The following is a 17,327-nucleotide window of genomic DNA, read 5'->3' as shown; positions in this document are numbered from 1 at the left end:
TTTATCGTTTGCCCGCATAGTCAAATCGCGCAGCCCCCAAGCTAAACTCGAAGTTGTTTCGATCCACCGCGCCTACGCACGCGTCGCTATCGTAAAGCGTGAGTAAAAATTCCGCCGTTTGTTCGCTGCTGTGATATTGCGAAAACGCCGTATCGTAATCAAATCCGCGCTCTCCCGAAGCTACGTCGCAAAACTCGCTTTTAGTCGCGGCGGGCGCTAGAATTTTAGCCTGCATTTTGACCTCTTTATCCTGCGCCAGCTCGTGGCGTAAACCCTCGGTGAAAGCGCTTACGAAAAATTTTGTAGCACAATACGGCACGACGCCGGGCGCCAGAAAATAGCCGCCCACGGAGGAGATGTTTATCAGCTGAGTTTGTTTGCGTTTGTAATCTCGCGCAAATAAGCTCGAAAGTATCGCGAGCGCGGTTACGTTTAGATCTATCATTTTTACCGTTTTTTGCAAATCCTGCTCTCCCACTAAGCCAAAATCCCCGAAACCCGCGTTATTTATGAGCGCCTTTAGCTCGTAGCTTTTTAGCTCGTCCCAAAGCGCTAAGACGTTCTCGCTGCGCGCAAGGTCGCAAATTTTAATCACGACGTCCGATTCAGGCGCGATCTGCGCGATCTCGTCCTTTAAGCTTTGTAGCAGTTCCGCTCTGCGCGCGATTAGGATCAAATTTTCTCCGCGCCTAGCAAACGCCTTTGCCGTAGCCGCTCCGATACCCGAACTTGCGCCGGTGATGACGATATATTTTTTCATTTTCTATCCTTTTTTAGATTCTTTGGCTTGAAATTTTACCGAAACTCGCCGCGTATTCACGCGTGCGCTCGTCTTAAATTTACAAATTTGCCGGCATTTTGCAAGGCGGCTTACTCGCCGCTTATGGGCGTGCGCTTGGTATCTACCGCTTTGCCGTCTAGATAGTACCGACCGACGACGACGTAGTGAAGCGTCTTTAACTCGTCAGGGATCTTTTCAAACAGCCAGTGCCCGCCGTCAAATATCCTCTCGTCCGCATACGCCGCGACGACCTCGCCGATAAAAAGATCATAACTCTGCTCGTTATGAGGCTCGGGGATACGCTTGCAAACGAGCCATGCGGCGCAGCCCGCGATCAGCGGCACATCGAAGTCATCTTTATAAAAAATTTCCACGTTTTTCATCTTGTCCGCGTTATCAAAGCGCGAGTTGTTCTCGGCGCCCAGCTCGCTAACCAGCTCCGCCTGCGCTGCCGTGGGGATCTGCACGGCGAAATACCCGCTCTTTTCGATGAGCGTCCGCGTGTACGAGCCGTTGTGCGGCACGATGGTAACTTTGTCGTAGTCAAGCGCCTGCGCCCACGTTATCGCCATCGCATTGACGTCGCCATCGTGTTTTGCCGATACGAGTGTGGTCGCGCCGGGATTTAGGATACGGTATGATTTTTGTAGATTGACTTTGATGATAGCCATTTTTGCTCCTTTGATTAAATTTTTATAGACGGCAGATACCGCGAATAACCGAATCGGCTCGGTATTAATTTGCCCTAAATTTACGTCTTAGCCTGCTGAGCAGGCCTAAGTCCTGGCGCGCTTGGATTAAATTCTTTCGCGGCGCACGAAATTTGGCGGGCTTAAAATTTCACCCGCTATTTTCTGCGGATCTTATAGCCCTTGCCGCTTTTTGTTTTTAGCAGCGAAATTTTTCCGTCCTTCGAGACGTAGTAGCCGCCCTTAACTTTGCTTAAAATTTCGCTTTGCGGCAAGCTCGCCCAAAAAATTTCTACCCTGCTTTTATCCGCGGAAAATATCCCGTAGATCGCAAGCGTAGCGTTATCCGGATCGTCCAGCCTCACGTCCGCGACGTCAAAAACCTGCACGCAGCTGTTTTTGATCTTTGAAAAACTCTGCCCCGCGGCGATCAAGCAGCCGTGCTCGTCCGTGCCGCCGCCTACCATCGGCCCCTGCACGGCGGGCACCTTGCAGACGCCCTCGCTAGTGCCGCAGTCCGCAGCCGCGCTTTCGCCCCTATTATCCATTGCGCTTGCCTCCTTGCCTGGCTTTGCGTCGTGCGCCGCGCAGCCGCACAAAAACGCCGCCGCAAAGGCCGCGATTAAAATTTTGCCTCTCATCTTTACTCCTTTAAATAAATTTTATCTGCACTCAAAGCTACTCGCGCTGTTTTCGTCGCCGCCTACGTAGGTAGCCACTTTTGGATACGCGCAGACCTTGATCTGCTTACCGGTGCGGCTCGTGCTTTTGCCCAGCAGGCTAGATGGAGCCGTTCCCTGCTCGCGCCACGCTTCAAGCGCGCTTAGCGGATCGACGTCATCGATGCCGTTACCGCCGCCGCAGTGATTCATCCCAGGCAGTGCAAAAAATCGCGCAAATTCGTCCGCGTTCGCGTTGGTTTCCACTAGCTTTTTGAACCAATCGCGCTGATCCATCGCCGAAAATACGGGATCTGAGACGCCCGTTACGATAATGAGCTTACCGCCGTTAGCGCGGAAGCTATCTAGCCTGGTCGAAATCGCATCGTTTATCGCCGCGGTCTCGAACGTTCGCTCTACGTCCTTATCAAAATCAAAGCTCATCAGATCAAACTCCGGTTGCGGCGGCGTCAAGAAATAATAATTCATAGAACCCTTTGAGAGCACGATATTTCTAGCATTTGGCTCGGCGTTTTGCGAGTCGCCAAGCTTCCACATGCGCCAGCCGGGCTGATTTAGCCCGGCATCGTAAAACCAGCCGCTGTAAATTTGCTCGCCCTTGCTGTTTTTTGCGCCGTCAAAAATCGCCTTTATCGCAGAAATTTTATCTTTGGGCAGATCAAGGCCGCTAGGATCAAATTTACAACGCTCCCAAGCGCCGATGATTCCGTCTTTTAGCCCGTCTAGCGCGTCGCATTTATCTAAAACCGCCCTGCTTAGTTTATCCAAATCCTCCTGCGTAAGGGCGTTTGCGAAAATTTTATCTCCCGCGGCATTTTTAGGCGCGATCTTCATAAGCTGCCGGTTATCCCACTGCTCCGCGATCGCCGCGCGCGAAAGCCTAAAACCCGGATTTGCCGCGATTATGCCGTCAAATTCCAGCGGATACCTCTGCGCCGCCATCAGAGCCGAGCGCCCGCCGTTTGAGCAGCCCATAAAGTAGCTGTGCGCGGGCGCTTTTTTATACGCTGCAAAAACCAGCTGCTTTGAGACGCTCGCGACCTTGCCGATGGCCTGATAGGCATAGTCTAACCGCGCCTGCTGCTCAAGTCCGAACTCGGGCGTAGGCGTAGGATGTCCCGAATCGGTCGTGACTACCGCATAACCCCTCATAAGCGCAGGCGTTGCGCTGCTAGTGCGGATAGGCACGGCGCCAAGAGCCGGCGCTACGAAGCCGTCCAGACCGCCTCCGCCCTGAAATAGCAGCTTGCCGTTCCAGTCGCCTGGCAAGCGAAGCTCAAATTTTATGCCGTAATGCTTGCCGTCCGAGCCCGTGCGGGAGGCTATCTCGCCGTGAATTATGCAGTGCGGCGCGGCTTTTAGCGTCTTTTTGGCGCCTCCCGTTAGCGCAGACATCTTATCGGCGCCGATTTCGCCGCTTTGATTCCAGATCGCTTCGCTAATCTTTGTATCGTAAATTTTCGTGCCCTTTAGCGCCGCGCAAGCCCGCTCGTCAAAATCGCTCGCAAGCGCTCCCTGTAGACCCAAAGCAGCCGTAAAGGTTGCAACTAAAATTTTATATTTCATTGCCGCTCCTTTTGAAATTTTATTAAACATAATTCTAACATAAAAATTTATCGTGATTTTACTGCGTTTATAGAAAATGATGGAATTCCGCACTAAACAGGGCGAAATTCCAAATTTAGCTAGAAGAGCGAAGCGCCCGAGCGGTCCGCGGGATCGGGCTCACCCGTTACGCGATTTCGTAGATCGCGACGAAATACTTCGATCGCCCAAAACCAAACCGCGTGCCCGAAAAATTCCGAAACGTGCTCATACCACGGAAGCTGAAAAAGCGGCGGCGTAAGTCCTAAAAGCGGCAGCGTGATGCAATGTACCGCGATATTTACGACGATACCGAACGCGACGCCCTGAAATAGCGTGATTTTAGGAAATTTCTCGGTAGCGAAGTGTGCTTAATTTTAAATTTTTCTATTGTTGCAAAGAATTAAATTTCGCGCGTGCCCTTAAAGCTTGCACAGTAAAAAATCAGCAGTGCGGTAACTAACGCAGCAAAGCCGCAAAATAGCCCTTGGTAGCTTAAATATTCAAGTGCCTTGCCACCTACGGCGGTACCGATACCACCTCCGAAAAATATCGCCGTGCCTATGATCCCGGAGGATAGACCTTTGGCAGAGCCACAACGAAGCGCTGCACTTGCTAGGACCGACTGCGCGCAAACATAGCCAAATCCCAACAAAAATGTCCCTACATATGCAGTGACGGCGAAGCAACTCGCCAAAAGGCACAGCGCCGAAGCGGACGCCAAAAAGCCGAGGGATAGAATTTCTTTTGGCGGCAACTTCTCTTTTAAATATCTAGCAGCGTTTCCTGCCAAAAAGCAAGCGACGCCGTAAAGCATAAGGCAGACTCCGGCAAAATTTGAGTTCAAGCCCAACTCTTTAAGCAGATAAGCGCCTATGAATGAATACGCCCCGAGCACAATTACGCCATTACATAAAGCCAAAAAATAGCTTCTCAAAAGCGCAGCATCGCTGCGCAAGCTGGCTAGGGATTTTACGAAGCTTTCGCCTCCGCTTTTCGGAGCGTCTTTGAAATTTAGCGTAAATAGTGATACGAAAGATACCGCAGACAGCGCAGAAAAGGCTAAAAATATCTCCCTCCAAGAAAATCTAGCCACCGCCCATCCACCTAAAGCCGCACTCAGCCCCTGCCCTAAAAATACCGAGCCCAGAAATATCGCTACGATTTTTTGTCTATCCTTATCGTCATATGCATCGCCTATAACGCCGAGGCAGACGGCGATTATACCCGCCGCCGCACGTCCCTTGCAAAAACGAAATAAAACAAGCCACGCTAGACTTTTTGCAGTGGAACAAAGAAGCGTAAATATCGCCAAAAAGAGCATTAGCGAGATTAAAATTTTACCTCTGCCGTAGCGATCGCTAAGATGTCCGTATACCGGCTGAAGTAAGCCGTATGGAATCAGATATGCCGTCAAAACTGTGGAGGCGGCGCTTACCTGCACCCCAAACGTATCTGCGATGCTAGGCAGCAGTAGCGATGCGATCCAGTTATCTGCGGCAGAGATTATCCCTGAGGCGATGATTAAGAGTAGTAGTCCTTTTTTGCGGCGCATTTTAAATTCCTAAATTTACGTAATTTTAGCCATTATAACTCTTTTGCTAGAAAATTTGGAATTTTAGTAAGCTCAAAGAATATGAGTCGACAGGCATGGATCGCAAGTTTGCAGCTAGAGGGCACAATGCGGCAAGTATAGAGCAACAGTCGGCATACAATGATGCGTCTACCTTATAGGGGTGAAGGTAGACAGTAACGTGAGCAGTGAGTGCATGACCAGTTTTATATTTCTAACTCTCTTTTTTCGCGTATAAAGCCTTATGAGAAATAACGCAAATTTAACAATGCCACGAAGCAGAGCTGTAGCATAAGGCAAATAAGAAAAGCTCTAACTTGCAGCACGAACCCTACAATAAAATTCAAAAATTCTTTAAAATTCTACGCGGATTATGATGTCTAAAAATCAACCAAAATTTTAAGCGCACATACCCCATGCAACACACTTTTTAGCCACGTAATCTCATCGTTTATCACAAGTCGAGACGAGCCATTTGGACGATCTCTCGCCGCTAGGTTAAATAGGTTAAATTTAATAGCAGCGGAATTTTGGAATTTTAACGTATGAGAGACTTCAATGCGCGCTTGAACTTTTAGTCTCGAGAGATGATTTTGATTTCGTTCGCGCAAGATCCGTCAAAGTCCGCGCCGAAGGGATCTTGGACCGTGAAATAATGATCTATCGCTCCGCATCCGTGCCCGATCTGCTCACCCCAACCCAGCGCCATGCGCACGAAGCCCTTGGCATGGGCGACGGCTGCGGGCAGGCTAAGCCCCGCCGCCAGCGCGCACGCGATCGCGCTTGAGAGCGTGCAGCCCGTACCGTGGGTGTTGCGCGTAGCAATTTTAGGCGCGGAAAATTCGTAAAATTTGCCGTTTTCATACAAAATATCGACCGCTAAATTTCTCAAATCCTCGTCCTCGTCCTCGCCGCTCGGTTCAAAACCAGCGCCTAGGGAGGCTGCGGATAAATTTTGTTCAAAAGAGGGCTCCGCACTCGCCGTTAAAATTTTGCATTCATTAGTAAAATTTTCACTCGCGAAATTCGCTTGCTCCGTCAAATCTGCAAAATTTTCGCGTGCGCCATTTTCGCTCGCCTCGTGCCCAAAAGCTTTAAAATTTTGCGTCGTATCCGTATCCGCTGCGCCGCAAGCCTCACTCACGCCGGCAAGATCGCCGCCTTTAATCAAAATCGCGCCGCCGAAAAACTGCGAAATTTTAACCGCAGCGGCGCGCATATCGGCTAAACTTGAAATTTTCATCTCCGCCAAAACCTCGGCCTCGCGCACGTTGGGCGTGATAATCTCCGCCGCGGGGGCGAGCTTATATTTTATCGCATGCAGCGCGCTTTGTTTCATCAAAACTCCGCCGCTGGTAGCGACCATCACGGGATCTAAGACGACGTTTTTCGCGCCGTGCTTGCTCAGGCTCTTTGCGATGGCCTCGGCAACACCCTCATTGGAGATCATTCCGATTTTAACGGCGTCCGGAAAGATGTCGCTAAAAATCGCATCCAGCTGCGCCTCTACAAAATCTGGCGAAACGTCCAGCACGCCGAATACGCCACGCGAATTTTGCGCCGTAAGCGCCGTAATAGCGCTCATAGCAAACATCTTGTGCGCGCTAATCGTCTTGATATCGGCTTGGATGCCGGCACCGCCGCCGCTGTCTGAACCCGCGATAGTAAGAATTTTTCTCATAAAAAGCCTTTAAAATTTTAGCGCGATTATATCGAAATTCCGCTATAATTCCCCAGATATATTATTTTACGGGCTAAATTTAAGTTTTATTTATATAGTTTTTATTATAATTTACAATTTATTCGTAATAACTATTACAAATACAAAAATTTTAACCCAATTAGAGGAAATTACATGAAAAAAGTCGCCAGTTTGATTTTCGCAGCGTTTTTGGTTTCGGGCTGCTCCTATTTTGAAAAAAAGGAGGAAAGCGGCGCAAAACAAAGCGGTGAGGCTCCCGCGCTGCCGGTCGGCGTATTTATCGCCAAATCCGCCGACGTGCCGATAATTTTGAAATTTAACGGACAGACCGTGAGCGAGCTTGAGATAATGCTAAAGCCGCAGGTTTCGGGCACCATCGAAAAGCAGCTTTTCGAGCCGGGGCACAGCGTCAAAAAGGGCGACGTGCTCTACGAGATCGACCGCTCGCGCTACCAAGCGGCGTTTGACAGCGCAAACGCTAATCTGCAAAACGCCTCGGCGGACTACAAAAGAGCCAAGGCGCTAAAAGCTAGCAACACGATCTCTCAAAAGGATTTCGACACCGCAAAGGCCGCGTTTATGGTGGCTGAAGCAAATTTTAAAAGCGCAAAGATCGATCTTGACCACTCGCTCGTGACCGCGCCTTTTGACGGCATGGCGGGCGATACGCAAAAGGACGTGGGCGCGTACGTAAACGTGGGCGAGGATCTGGTGCGCCTTAGCAAATTTGATCCGATCGACGTGGAATTCGGCATCGCGGACGTCGATAGGCTAGAGCTTGATGCAAATTTAAGAAACGGGCAGTGGAAGCAGCTGGGCCGTCAGGTAAGCATAAATCTCGGCGGCAAGGACTACAACGGCACGTTAAGCTTCATCGATAGCGTCATCAATACAAACACAGCGTCAGTCAGCGCCAAAGCTCAAATTCCAAATCCAAGCTTAGAAATTCGCCCGGGCGTTTTTACTAAAGTAAGTGTCGAGGGCTTTTATCAGAAAAACGGCTTTAAAATTCCGCAAGTTGCGCTCAAGCAAGATCTTAGCAACACCGTAGTCTATGTCGTGCAAGACGGAAAGGTCGCTAAAAAAGTGGTCGAAATCGCAGCTCAAGATACCCGCACGGCGACGATCTCAAGCGGACTGCAAGACGGCGATCAGATCATTTTGGATAATTTTAAAAAGATCAACGTGGGCTCCAAGGTCACTCCGGTGCCCGCGAGCACCGATCCTTACGTAGCAGGGCAGCCTGAAGCGTCTCAGAGCAATGCGGAAAGCGGGAAATAATGTTTTCTAAATTTTTCATCAACCGCCCCGTCTTTGCCTGCGTCGTTTCGATCATCATCGTAATCGCGGGCGTTTTGGCTCTTAAAAATTCCTCCGTCGAGGAGTATCCGCAACTCACGCCGCCGCAAATCGTCGTAAGTGCTACATATAGCGGCGCGGATGCGCAAACGATAGCCGACGTCGTCGCAGCCCCTCTTGAAAACGCAATCAATGGCGTTGAAAATATGATCTATATGGAAAGCTCAGCAAGCTCCTCCGGCGATGTTCGTATCAACGTATACTTTCAAATCGGCACAAATCCAGCAGATGCGAAAGTCAATGTAAACAACCGCGTCACGCCAGCTCTTACGCTACTTCCCGACGAAGTGCGTAGGTACGGCGTAACCGTCACCGAGCGTAGCAGTACGATGCTCGAAGTGCTTGCGTTTTACGATCCTAGCGAACAGATGGATGTTGTAGAGATGCAAAACTACGTAGCTATCAACGTCGTAGATGAGCTAAAGCGCGTGCCGGGCGTCGGCGAAGCTCAAGCGCTGGGTACGAAAGACTATGCTATGAGGATCTGGGTTAAGCCTGAGCTACTTAAGAAATTTAACGTTACGACTGCCGAGATAATTGCCGCAATAAGCGAGCAAAACAGCCAATACGCCGCGGGTAAGATGGGCGAGCAGCCGATGAACTTAGGCAATCCCTACGTATATGCGATCAAGCCTGAGGGTCGTTTAAAAACCGTCGAAGAGTTTGAAAATATCATCATACGCGCGCAAAAAGATGGGAATTTCTTGCGCGTAAAAGATGTCGCCGAGGTCAAACTAGGCGGCGCAAGCTACAATATCTCGGCAAAATTTAACGGTAAAGAGATGGTGCCTGTGCTTATCTTTATGCAAAGTGGCGCCAACGCCCTAGCCGTAGTTGAAGCGGTAAATAAGCGCATAGACGAGCTTAAGCCTAATTTCCCAGGCGAGCTGACCTACGACGTCGCCTACGATACGACTAGCTTCGTAAAAGTATCGATCGAAGAGGTCATTCATACTTTCATTGAAGCGTTAATCCTCGTCATCATCGTTATGTATATGTTCTTAGGCAATCTTAGAGCGACTATCATTCCGACGCTTGCTGCGCCCGTATCGATCTGCGGCGCGTTTATCGGAATTTATGCCTTCGGATTTTCAATAAATTTAATCACTCTTTTCGCGCTTATTTTAGCTATCGGCATCGTCGTGGACGACGCCATTATCGTGATCGAAAACGTAGAGAGAATTTTGCACGAGGAACCGGATCTTAGCGTCAAAGAGGCTACCACAAAAACGATGGGCGAGATCGTAGCGCCCGTCATCTCCATCGTGCTCGTGCTTTCGGCGGTTTTTGTGCCGGTTGCGTTTATGGAGGGCTTTACCGGGGTTATGCAGAGGCAATTTGCATTAACGCTCGTAGCCTCGGTATGTTTTTCAGGCTTCGTAGCCCTTACACTAACACCCGCACTTTGCGCTCTAATCTTGCAAAAAAAGGAATCTGAGCCTTTTTTCTTTATAAGATGGTTTAATAATCTTTTTAGCATCTCAACTAAAATTTACGCCGCAGGCGTCGGCATGGTTCTTCGCCACGTACTAATCAGCCTCGTTTTTGTAGGCATCATCATCTATGCAATGATAGAGCTTCTTAAACTTACTCCGAGCGGCCTAGTGCCTAACGAAGACAAGGGCTCAATTATGGCGATGACTACGCTTCCGTCTGCATCTACGCTGCCTAGAACGGAAGCCGATCAGGATTTCATCGCAAGCATCGCTAAAAAGTATCCAAACGTAAAAGATATAACCCAAATCACGGGATACGATATGCTAGCCGGAGCGCTCAGAGAAAATGCGGGAGCTTTTTTTATGAAGCTAAAAGACTGGAAAGATCGCCCAGGCGATGAAAATTCCAACTTTGCCTTAGCCGCCGCGCTAAACGGGCAGCTCTACGGCGCCGATCGCAACTCTATGACTTACGTCGTCACGCCGCCGCCTATTATGGGTCTTTCGCTTACGGGCGGATTTGAGCTCTACGCGCAAAGCACGACGGGCAAGAGCTACGATGAAATTCGCGCAGATATGGATCGCGTAACTGCCAAAGCCAATCAACACCCAGCTCTAACGCTCGTGCGAACGACGCTAGAAACGGACTTCCCGCAGTATAAGCTCTATCTCGATAAAGAGAAGGTAAAGATGTTAGGCGTTAAGATAGCCGACATTTTCACCGTGCTAAATTCCACCATCGGGCAGTATTATATCAACGACTTTAACCTCTTGGGCCGCACGTTTAAAGTCTATATTCGCGCTACGCAAAACTATAGAGACGATCCTAACGATCTAAAATCGCTCTACGTCCGCGGCGGCAGCGGCGATCTGATACCGTTAAATTCTTTAGTGAGACTTGAGCGCTCGCTGGGTCCTGATTCCGTTAATAGATTTAATGCCTTCCCGGCAGCGCAGATTATGGGTGAGCCAAAACCCGGTTATACCTCGGGTCAGGCGATTGCAGCAATCCAAGAGGTTATAAAAGAGGAGCTTCCTAGCGGATATTCGATCGGCTGGGCGGGCTCCGCGTATCAAGAGGTCAGCGAGACGGGCAAAGGCGCGCAAGCATTCGTATTTGGAATGATCTTCGTGTTTTTGATCCTCGCGGCTCAATACGAAAGGTGGCTCATGCCGCTTGCTGTGCTTACCGCCGTGCCGTTTTCGGTATTCGGAGCGCTCGTATTTACGTATTTCCGCGGGCTGAATAATGACATATATTTTCAGATCGGACTTTTACTTCTAATCGGTCTGGCGGCGAAAAATGCAATTTTGATCGTGGAATTTGCGATGAACGAGCACCTAAATAATCATCGCTCTATCGCTGATGCCGCCATAGAAGCCGCCAGGATGAGGTTCCGCCCTATCGTGATGACGAGCCTTGCGTTCGGCCTCGGCGTGCTTCCGATGGTTATCGCTACCGGCGCGGGCGCTGCTAGCCGCCACGCGCTAGGAACCGGCGTCGTAGGCGGAATGCTCGCGGCATCTACGATCGCGATCTTTTTCGTGCCGCTATTTTTCTACCTGCTCGAAAGCTTCAACGCTTGGCTTGATAGACGCGGCAAAAAAGTCCAAACTAACGAGGTGAACGATGAAAATAAATAATGCTCTTTTAAGCGCCTTGACGCTTGGAATTTTACTCTGCGGTTGCAACTTCAAGCCCGTTACGCCGCAAAAGCAGACCGGCTTTAAGGCGGATTACGCGAGCACTAACGTTAGCACGCAGTGGTGGAAAAGCTTTAACGATCCGCAGCTAAACGCCCTGATCCAAAGCGCGCTGGAGCAAAATTCCGACCTGCAAACCGCGCTGAATAACGTCGAGTACGCGCGCGTAAATTTAGGGCTGAACAAGCTTGAATACCTGCCGAACGTAAATTTAAGCGGTAGCGCGGTGCGTCAGAATAATTTTGGCAACCAACCCGATCGCAACTCCCACGGATCGTATCAGATCGGCGCGGTGCTAAGCTACGAGATCGATTTTTGGGGGCGCGTGCGCAACAGCGTAGATTCGGCGCGATCGCGATTTAATGCGACGAAATACGACTACGAAACCGCTAAAAATACGATTACTAGCACGGTTGCGACGACCTATTTTACGCTACTAGCACTAAAGCAGCAGGAGAAAATTTTAAAAGACAGCCTAAAAAGCTATCAAGATACGCAAAACTACCGCAAAAAGCAGCTCGATGCGGGCGCGGTTAGCGAGATCGTATTTTATCAGGCCAAAGCTGCGGTGCAAAGCGCCGAGGCAAGCCTCATAAGCGTGCAAAATCAACTCTCCGCAGCTCAAACTTCGCTAAATATCCTAACGGGCAAGAGCTACGATGAAATTTTACGCGGCACGGCGCAGACCGCCGCGAAAATGCCTAGCGCTCCGCAGATTCCAAGCGGAATCCCAAGCGACGTGATCCTACATCGCCCGGATGTCGCAAGCTCGCTCGAAAATCTGCGCTCGAGCAACTTCTTAGTAGGCGTCGCCAAGGCGGGCTACTTCCCTACCTTCTCGCTTACGGGCTCGGCGGGATATGCAAGCGGCGAGTTTGACAGGCTGTTTACCACAAGCGCGAGCACGTGGAATATCGGCGGCTCGCTTGTAGGACCGCTGCTTGACTTCGGCCGCCAAAAAAGGCGCGTAGAGCTTGCAAATTTAGAGCAAAACGCGAGCTTCATCGCATACGACAAAGCTCTTAAAACCGCTTTCGGCGACGTTCGCGACGCGCTGGTGGGAGTGCAAAACGCCAAATTAAGGCAGGCAAGCCTCGCCGATCTCGTCGCTTCGCAGAGCAAAATTTATTCAAACGCCTCAAGCAGGTATCAGGCAGGCTACAGCGACCATCTGGAGTTTTTGGATTCGCAGCGAAACCTGCTTAGCGCGCAGCTAAATAAAGTGCAGGCAGATCTTGACGTGCTAAGCGCGACGGTAAACGCCTACAAGGCGCTCGGCGGCGGCTTTAGCATAGAAGATAGCGAAATAAAGGCGCTTATCGGCGCAGAGAAGGATGTGCAGCCCGATATGTCCACCTTCCCGAAGGATAGAATTTTTAATTAGCTTTAAATTTACGGGCGGCGCGAAATTTTAAAATACCCGTAAATTTAAAGCGCAGCTCGGTTTTTACGGCGCAAGCGGATGTACGAAAGAAAAATCTGCTTGCGCTTTTTAAATTTAGCCCCGCGGCGGGCGATAAGTCCAAATTTCAAAGATAATCTAAATTTTAAAATGGCCGCAGCAAGGTAACATCGTCGCTCGGCTAGAAAGCGCGAAGCGGACTGGCTTAGCGGCTCGATAGAATTTCTAGGCAGCACGGCAGAATTTTAAGCGGCACGATAAAATTCCAAACGCTGCGGTAAAATTCTAAGCGCCTCATTTTAAATTTAAAGATAAAACGGATTGCGCGCCGAGACAGAATTTGGCAAAATTTTAGATTTTCGCTATAATCGCGACTTTTAATTTAGATGGGTGTCCGAGCGGTTGAAGGAGCACGCCTGGAACGCGTGTAAAGTGCAAGCTTTCGAGGGTTCGAATCCCTTCCCATCTGCCACTACTTCAATTCATACTCTTAGACTCAAGCGCCTCAATCGCAAAAAAAGCTTCGAGACGGCAGCGCTCGTTGGCAGCAAACGGCTCTCATCCGCGCAAATAAAATTCCACGCTTTTAAATCATCGTTCCGTCGCTGAAATAAAATTTCGCGCGTTGCGCCTTAAAATTTCATAAAATTCCACTCTGCGGCATTCTACTCATTTCAAATTTAGATCTGGGGGCTACGCTTGCAAAATTCTATCCACAAAATTTCGTACCTAAATCCTGCGCAAATTCCACCCAAACGCGCGTTATTTACCGATATTTCGCTAAAATTCCTTTTAAAATTTCACTTTGAAGGAGAGAAAAATGAACGAAGAAAAAAGTTGCGCCTGTGCGCATGTCAAATCCCAAAACGTAACCGACGCACCAGGCAACAACACCGTATTTATGACCTGGCGTTTTAGCGCAGGCAAAGCCGCCTGCAAAAAGGCTTTCGAGAACCTTTGCACTATAGTGGCAAATTTAAATAAAACCGCCATTATAAGATTTGGTGCAAATAGCGAGGTCAGCTGCGTGCTCGGCGTGGGCTTTGAAGCGTGGAAAATGCTCGGCTTGCCGAAGCCTTTGCCGAAAGAGCTAAAAAATTTTGAAGAGATTAGAGGTGACAAGCACACTGCGCCCGCTACTGGCGGCGATATTCATATCCACATTAGAGCCCAAAATCAGGCCGTTTGCTACGATATGGCGAGCGAGATCAGAGCCGCGCTAAAGGATGTCGCGACGTGCGAGGAGGAGATCTGCGGCTTCAAATACTACGACGGGCGCGCTATCATCGGCTTCGTGGACGGCACCGAAAACCCTCAGGGCGCAGATCGCGACTTTTTCGCCAAGGTAGGCGACGAAGATGCGGCTTATAAGGGCGGCAGCTATCTTTTCGTGCAAAAATACATCCACGATATGAGCGCATGGAATGCCGCGGGCGTCGCCGAGCAGGAGCGCGTCATCGGGCGTAGCAAACAAAACGACATCGAGATGAGCGAGGATATAAAACCTAGCAACTCGCACTCCGCCGCAGCCAACGTCGGCGACGACAAAAAGGTCGTGCGCGACAATATGCCGTTTATGCAGGGCGGCGAGACGGGAACCTACTTCATCGCCTACGCAAGCACCTTTAGCACGCTGGAGTTAATGCTTGAGAGCATGTTTATCGGCCGCCCGCGAGGCAACTACGACCGGCTGCTTGATTTTAGCGTCGCAAAGACGGGCGCGCTCTTTTTTGCTCCGACCTTCGATATGCTGCAGGCTTATAGCGCAGAGTAAATTTAGCTTTAAATTTAAAGGCACGCGATGTTTTGCGATCTAAGCCCGTATCAGAGCAGGCGCTGCAAAGAGATCATAGAGGGCAAAGTCGAAAATAGTGAAAACATCAGGGGTCTGATAGAGTTCATAGACGCTAAATTTAAAACTCGAGCGATCAGCGCTTTTTACGGCGCGGGCAAGGACTCGGCGTGGCTTAAGATCGTGCTTCGCTTCGATAAAGATGCCGCAAAAATCACCGATAAAAAGTGCATCGAGCGCTACCTCGCCCGTACGCCGCTTTGCGCGAACCTAAACGGGCTAAGGAATTTTTATATCTCGGTCGAGTCCTTCGAGTCGCAGATTCGCACCGATCTGATCCAAGGCGCGGTAGAGGAGCTGCTTCGAAACCGAAGCGAGCTTTTAGCGCCGCTTAAAATTTGGTATATTGCAGCGGTGTCCGACGCGCCCGTAGTTTTTTATTTCACGAGACAAGACGCGGCACACCGCGAAGGGGGCGGAAAGATAGAGCGGCTGATAAGAAATTTTATAGAGAAAGCGCAGGACGCTAAATATCTGAGCCACATGGAATTTAAGCTGTTTTTTGACAGCAAGGAGTTCGTGGATCTTGAGTGCGGCGGAAATTTGTTCTATTATTTTAAATAAAATTTTGTAAAGGAGCGAAAATGGATGCGAAGCTTTACAGAAGGTAACGCAGCTCTCGCGAGGGCTTGAGGAGGGCGGCGTGCAGAGCCTAAAAGCAGCACTTGAGGGCGAAGGCGACGAGGTTAGCAAGACGCAAGCTCGCGTGATCTTAGGCGAATACTTCGTGATGAAGGGCGAGCCCGCGCAGGCTAGGGAGTGTCTAGGACCCGTGGCGCAAGACGCCGAGCGACTACGAGATCAATACGATGACCTACTGGACGATGAAATTTGCAGAGCCGATATGCTTTTGGATATGATCGAGCGCTTCGGGTTTTTGGCGAAATAAAATGGCTCGCGATATGCAGCGGCAGAGATAAAATTTTAAGATCGGAGCGATGCCAAAATACTCATTTGAAACCATAGAGAAAATGCTACTAAAATGCGTAGCCGAGGGCGGTGAGCCCGAGCTTGGCTTTCGCCTGCGCGGCACGGAATACATGATCATCGCCTATGCGGATCGCTGCTCGTTTCAAAGATGCGCGGACGAGACAGGCGCAAACGCAAGCGGCGAGCGGTATTTCGCCACGTTGCGAGAGCTCTACGGTGCACCGCAAATAGACGGACGCTCGCTAGAGGAGCTTTGGGGCGAGGCGGATGATTTTTATTGCTTTGATTTCGAGCTGTGAGATCGCGAGATTTTGTGCGGCGATACGGTAAGCGCACGCAGTGCCGATACGCGGCGCGGACAAATTTTAACGAAATAAAATTTTAAAAGGACACAAGCGCGCTCTACTTGGGATTGCATCGCTAAGGCGTACGGCGAGGTCGGTAAATTTAGTGCGAGATTTGAAGGTCATGAGATAGCAATGGGTGGCCGAGCCTAGGCGGGCTGCGGCTTTGTGCGAGCGCGGAGCTTTTGCGAGAGGGCAATTTAAATTTTCGCAGCGGCTTTGATGGCGATACAGACGTATAAGTGCTGCCGAATGATTTAAAATTTTAAGCGCAACGGAAGCGATAATGCGAATGAAAACGCGCTGTTTGACGATGAAATCAAAAGCTAAATTTAACAGCGCAAAACGCCCGAGCCGCTAGCGATAAATTTTAAAACAGGAACAAAAAATTTAATGAAAAATTTTAACGATGAGCCGAAAGAATCGCAATCTAAACAAGATAGCGCCGAGCGCCGAAATTCGCCGAAATTCGACAATAAACCCCTCGTCGTCAAAGACTACAACATAATAGTATTCTTTATTTATAACCTATTCTTCGCCCCTTTAGCGGTACCGGTGTTTCTGTATATAGGGGATATTTTCCCATACTATACGCCGTTTGTTCCTGTAGTATTCGCCGTCGTGTCCTATCTCAACAGCGCCCATACGCGCTTTGTTCATCTGACGAACAGGAACATCAGCTACATCAATAAAGGCAAAATCACGAAATCTATAAAATTTGATGAGATATCGCTCATAAAGCTCACCGCTACGCCGTTATTCGGACATATCGTGTCGGCTAGAAATTCCGCAGACATTGTGCTTTCATTTATCGTGATAGCCGTCGCATTTGCCGGATTTTTACAAAGCCTTAGAGGATTTATAATTTTTATTATGAGCCTGACGGCATTGGTTTTGCCGTTTTTCATCTCTAAACTGATTTTTTCAAAGATCACGGAGGGGAAATTTAGCTTCCGTGCGATCGATACTTTGATCATCTGTGATGGCAAGGGCGAATTTATCAGTTTTATGATGAGCGAGGAGGATTTTGAAAGAGTTTGCCGCTACATGCTAAAAGAGCGGCGGATCAGCCCGTCAAAATTTCAAAAGCAGTTTGTGATATTTCAATGAAAAGGCTTATTAAGCGATATCGGCGTTAAAATTTAAAAAGTTGTTTCGACTTCTTAGGTTTGGGCGTAAATTTTATAATTTCGCGTGCGTTAAAATTTTACGGCTTGCACGTTAAATAATACGATACGCACGCTAAAATTTTACAGCGCGGTGCGGAATTTTATGGCTTTGCGGCATGCGG

At 49.4% G+C, this 17,327-nt stretch carries 14 protein-coding genes, 1 tRNA gene and 1 pseudogene; 9 read left to right on the top strand and 7 right to left on the bottom strand.

Going from position 1 to position 17,327, the window contains the following annotated elements:
- Position 1 precedes the first annotated feature (1 nt).
- The 7 genes and pseudogenes from KH703_RS07995 to thiD all read right to left on the bottom strand — a co-directional run bounded on the left by KH703_RS07995 (position 2) and on the right by thiD (position 6,988).
- Positions 2 to 760 (bottom strand): SDR family oxidoreductase, encoded by a 759-nt coding sequence (locus KH703_RS07995; protein ID WP_304295359.1) that lies wholly within the window; start codon positions 758 to 760, stop codon positions 2 to 4.
- Positions 761 to 870: 110 nt separating this feature from the next.
- The gene (locus KH703_RS07990) at positions 871 to 1,452 is read right to left on the bottom strand and encodes a flavin reductase family protein (protein WP_304295358.1); all 582 of its coding nucleotides are present in this window, start codon (positions 1,450 to 1,452) and stop codon (positions 871 to 873) included.
- Positions 1,453 to 1,628: 176 nt separating this feature from the next.
- Positions 1,629 to 2,111 (bottom strand): hypothetical protein, encoded by a 483-nt coding sequence (locus KH703_RS07985; protein WP_304295357.1) that lies wholly within the window; start codon positions 2,109 to 2,111, stop codon positions 1,629 to 1,631.
- A 21-nt stretch (positions 2,112 to 2,132) separates the two neighbouring features.
- Positions 2,133 to 3,716, bottom strand: coding sequence for a tannase/feruloyl esterase family alpha/beta hydrolase (locus tag KH703_RS07980; protein ID WP_304295356.1), 1,584 nt, complete (start codon positions 3,714 to 3,716; stop codon positions 2,133 to 2,135).
- 119 nt (positions 3,717 to 3,835) lie between these two features.
- A pseudogene (locus KH703_RS07975) lies at positions 3,836 to 4,084 on the bottom strand (DUF1440 domain-containing protein); the annotation flags it as partial.
- 53 nt (positions 4,085 to 4,137) lie between these two features.
- The gene (locus KH703_RS07970; RefSeq protein ID WP_304295355.1) at positions 4,138 to 5,289 is read right to left on the bottom strand and encodes an MFS transporter; all 1,152 of its coding nucleotides are present in this window, start codon (positions 5,287 to 5,289) and stop codon (positions 4,138 to 4,140) included.
- A 592-nt stretch (positions 5,290 to 5,881) separates the two neighbouring features.
- On the bottom strand, positions 5,882 to 6,988 hold the full coding sequence (gene thiD, locus KH703_RS07965) for a bifunctional hydroxymethylpyrimidine kinase/phosphomethylpyrimidine kinase (protein WP_304295354.1): 1,107 nt from the start codon (positions 6,986 to 6,988) through the stop codon (positions 5,882 to 5,884).
- A 174-nt stretch (positions 6,989 to 7,162) separates the two neighbouring features.
- On the opposite strand from thiD, the gene KH703_RS07960 reads away from it, so the two are divergent.
- The 9 genes from KH703_RS07960 to KH703_RS07920 all read left to right on the top strand — a co-directional run bounded on the left by KH703_RS07960 (position 7,163) and on the right by KH703_RS07920 (position 17,146).
- Positions 7,163 to 8,290, top strand: a complete 1,128-nt coding sequence (locus KH703_RS07960) for an efflux RND transporter periplasmic adaptor subunit (RefSeq protein WP_304295353.1) — start codon at positions 7,163 to 7,165, stop codon at positions 8,288 to 8,290.
- Positions 8,290 to 11,448: an efflux RND transporter permease subunit gene (locus tag KH703_RS07955; protein WP_304295352.1), complete on the top strand. Its 3,159-nt coding sequence runs from the start codon at positions 8,290 to 8,292 to the stop codon at positions 11,446 to 11,448. The genes KH703_RS07960 and KH703_RS07955 overlap by 1 nt, the downstream gene beginning before the upstream one ends.
- Positions 11,435 to 12,892: an efflux transporter outer membrane subunit gene (locus KH703_RS07950; RefSeq protein ID WP_304295351.1), complete on the top strand. Its 1,458-nt coding sequence runs from the start codon at positions 11,435 to 11,437 to the stop codon at positions 12,890 to 12,892. Before KH703_RS07955 ends, KH703_RS07950 begins: the two co-directional genes overlap by 14 nt.
- Before the next feature lie 402 nt (positions 12,893 to 13,294).
- Positions 13,295 to 13,382 (top strand) — tRNA-Ser (locus tag KH703_RS07945).
- A gap of 348 nt (positions 13,383 to 13,730) precedes the next feature.
- Positions 13,731 to 14,684: a Dyp-type peroxidase gene (locus KH703_RS07940; RefSeq protein ID WP_304295350.1), complete on the top strand. Its 954-nt coding sequence runs from the start codon at positions 13,731 to 13,733 to the stop codon at positions 14,682 to 14,684.
- A 27-nt stretch (positions 14,685 to 14,711) separates the two neighbouring features.
- Positions 14,712 to 15,326 (top strand): hypothetical protein, encoded by a 615-nt coding sequence (locus tag KH703_RS07935; RefSeq protein WP_304295349.1) that lies wholly within the window; start codon positions 14,712 to 14,714, stop codon positions 15,324 to 15,326.
- A 79-nt stretch (positions 15,327 to 15,405) separates the two neighbouring features.
- Positions 15,406 to 15,651 carry a hypothetical protein gene (locus KH703_RS07930; RefSeq protein WP_304295348.1) on the top strand — a complete coding sequence of 82 codons (246 nt, stop codon included), beginning with the start codon at positions 15,406 to 15,408 and terminating at the stop codon, positions 15,649 to 15,651.
- 49 nt (positions 15,652 to 15,700) lie between these two features.
- Positions 15,701 to 15,991: a hypothetical protein gene (locus KH703_RS07925; protein ID WP_304295347.1), complete on the top strand. Its 291-nt coding sequence runs from the start codon at positions 15,701 to 15,703 to the stop codon at positions 15,989 to 15,991.
- A gap of 438 nt (positions 15,992 to 16,429) precedes the next feature.
- Positions 16,430 to 17,146 (top strand): hypothetical protein, encoded by a 717-nt coding sequence (locus tag KH703_RS07920; RefSeq protein WP_304295346.1) that lies wholly within the window; start codon positions 16,430 to 16,432, stop codon positions 17,144 to 17,146.
- The last annotated feature ends 181 nt before the right edge of the window (positions 17,147 to 17,327 follow it).

It is taken from the genome of Campylobacter gracilis, from assembly GCF_018374135.1.
GTDB classification, from domain to species: Bacteria; Campylobacterota; Campylobacteria; order Campylobacterales; family Campylobacteraceae; genus Campylobacter_B; species Campylobacter_B gracilis_A.
The sequence above is the reverse complement of the archived record's forward strand: the minus strand, read 5'-3'. Positions and strand labels throughout refer to the sequence as shown.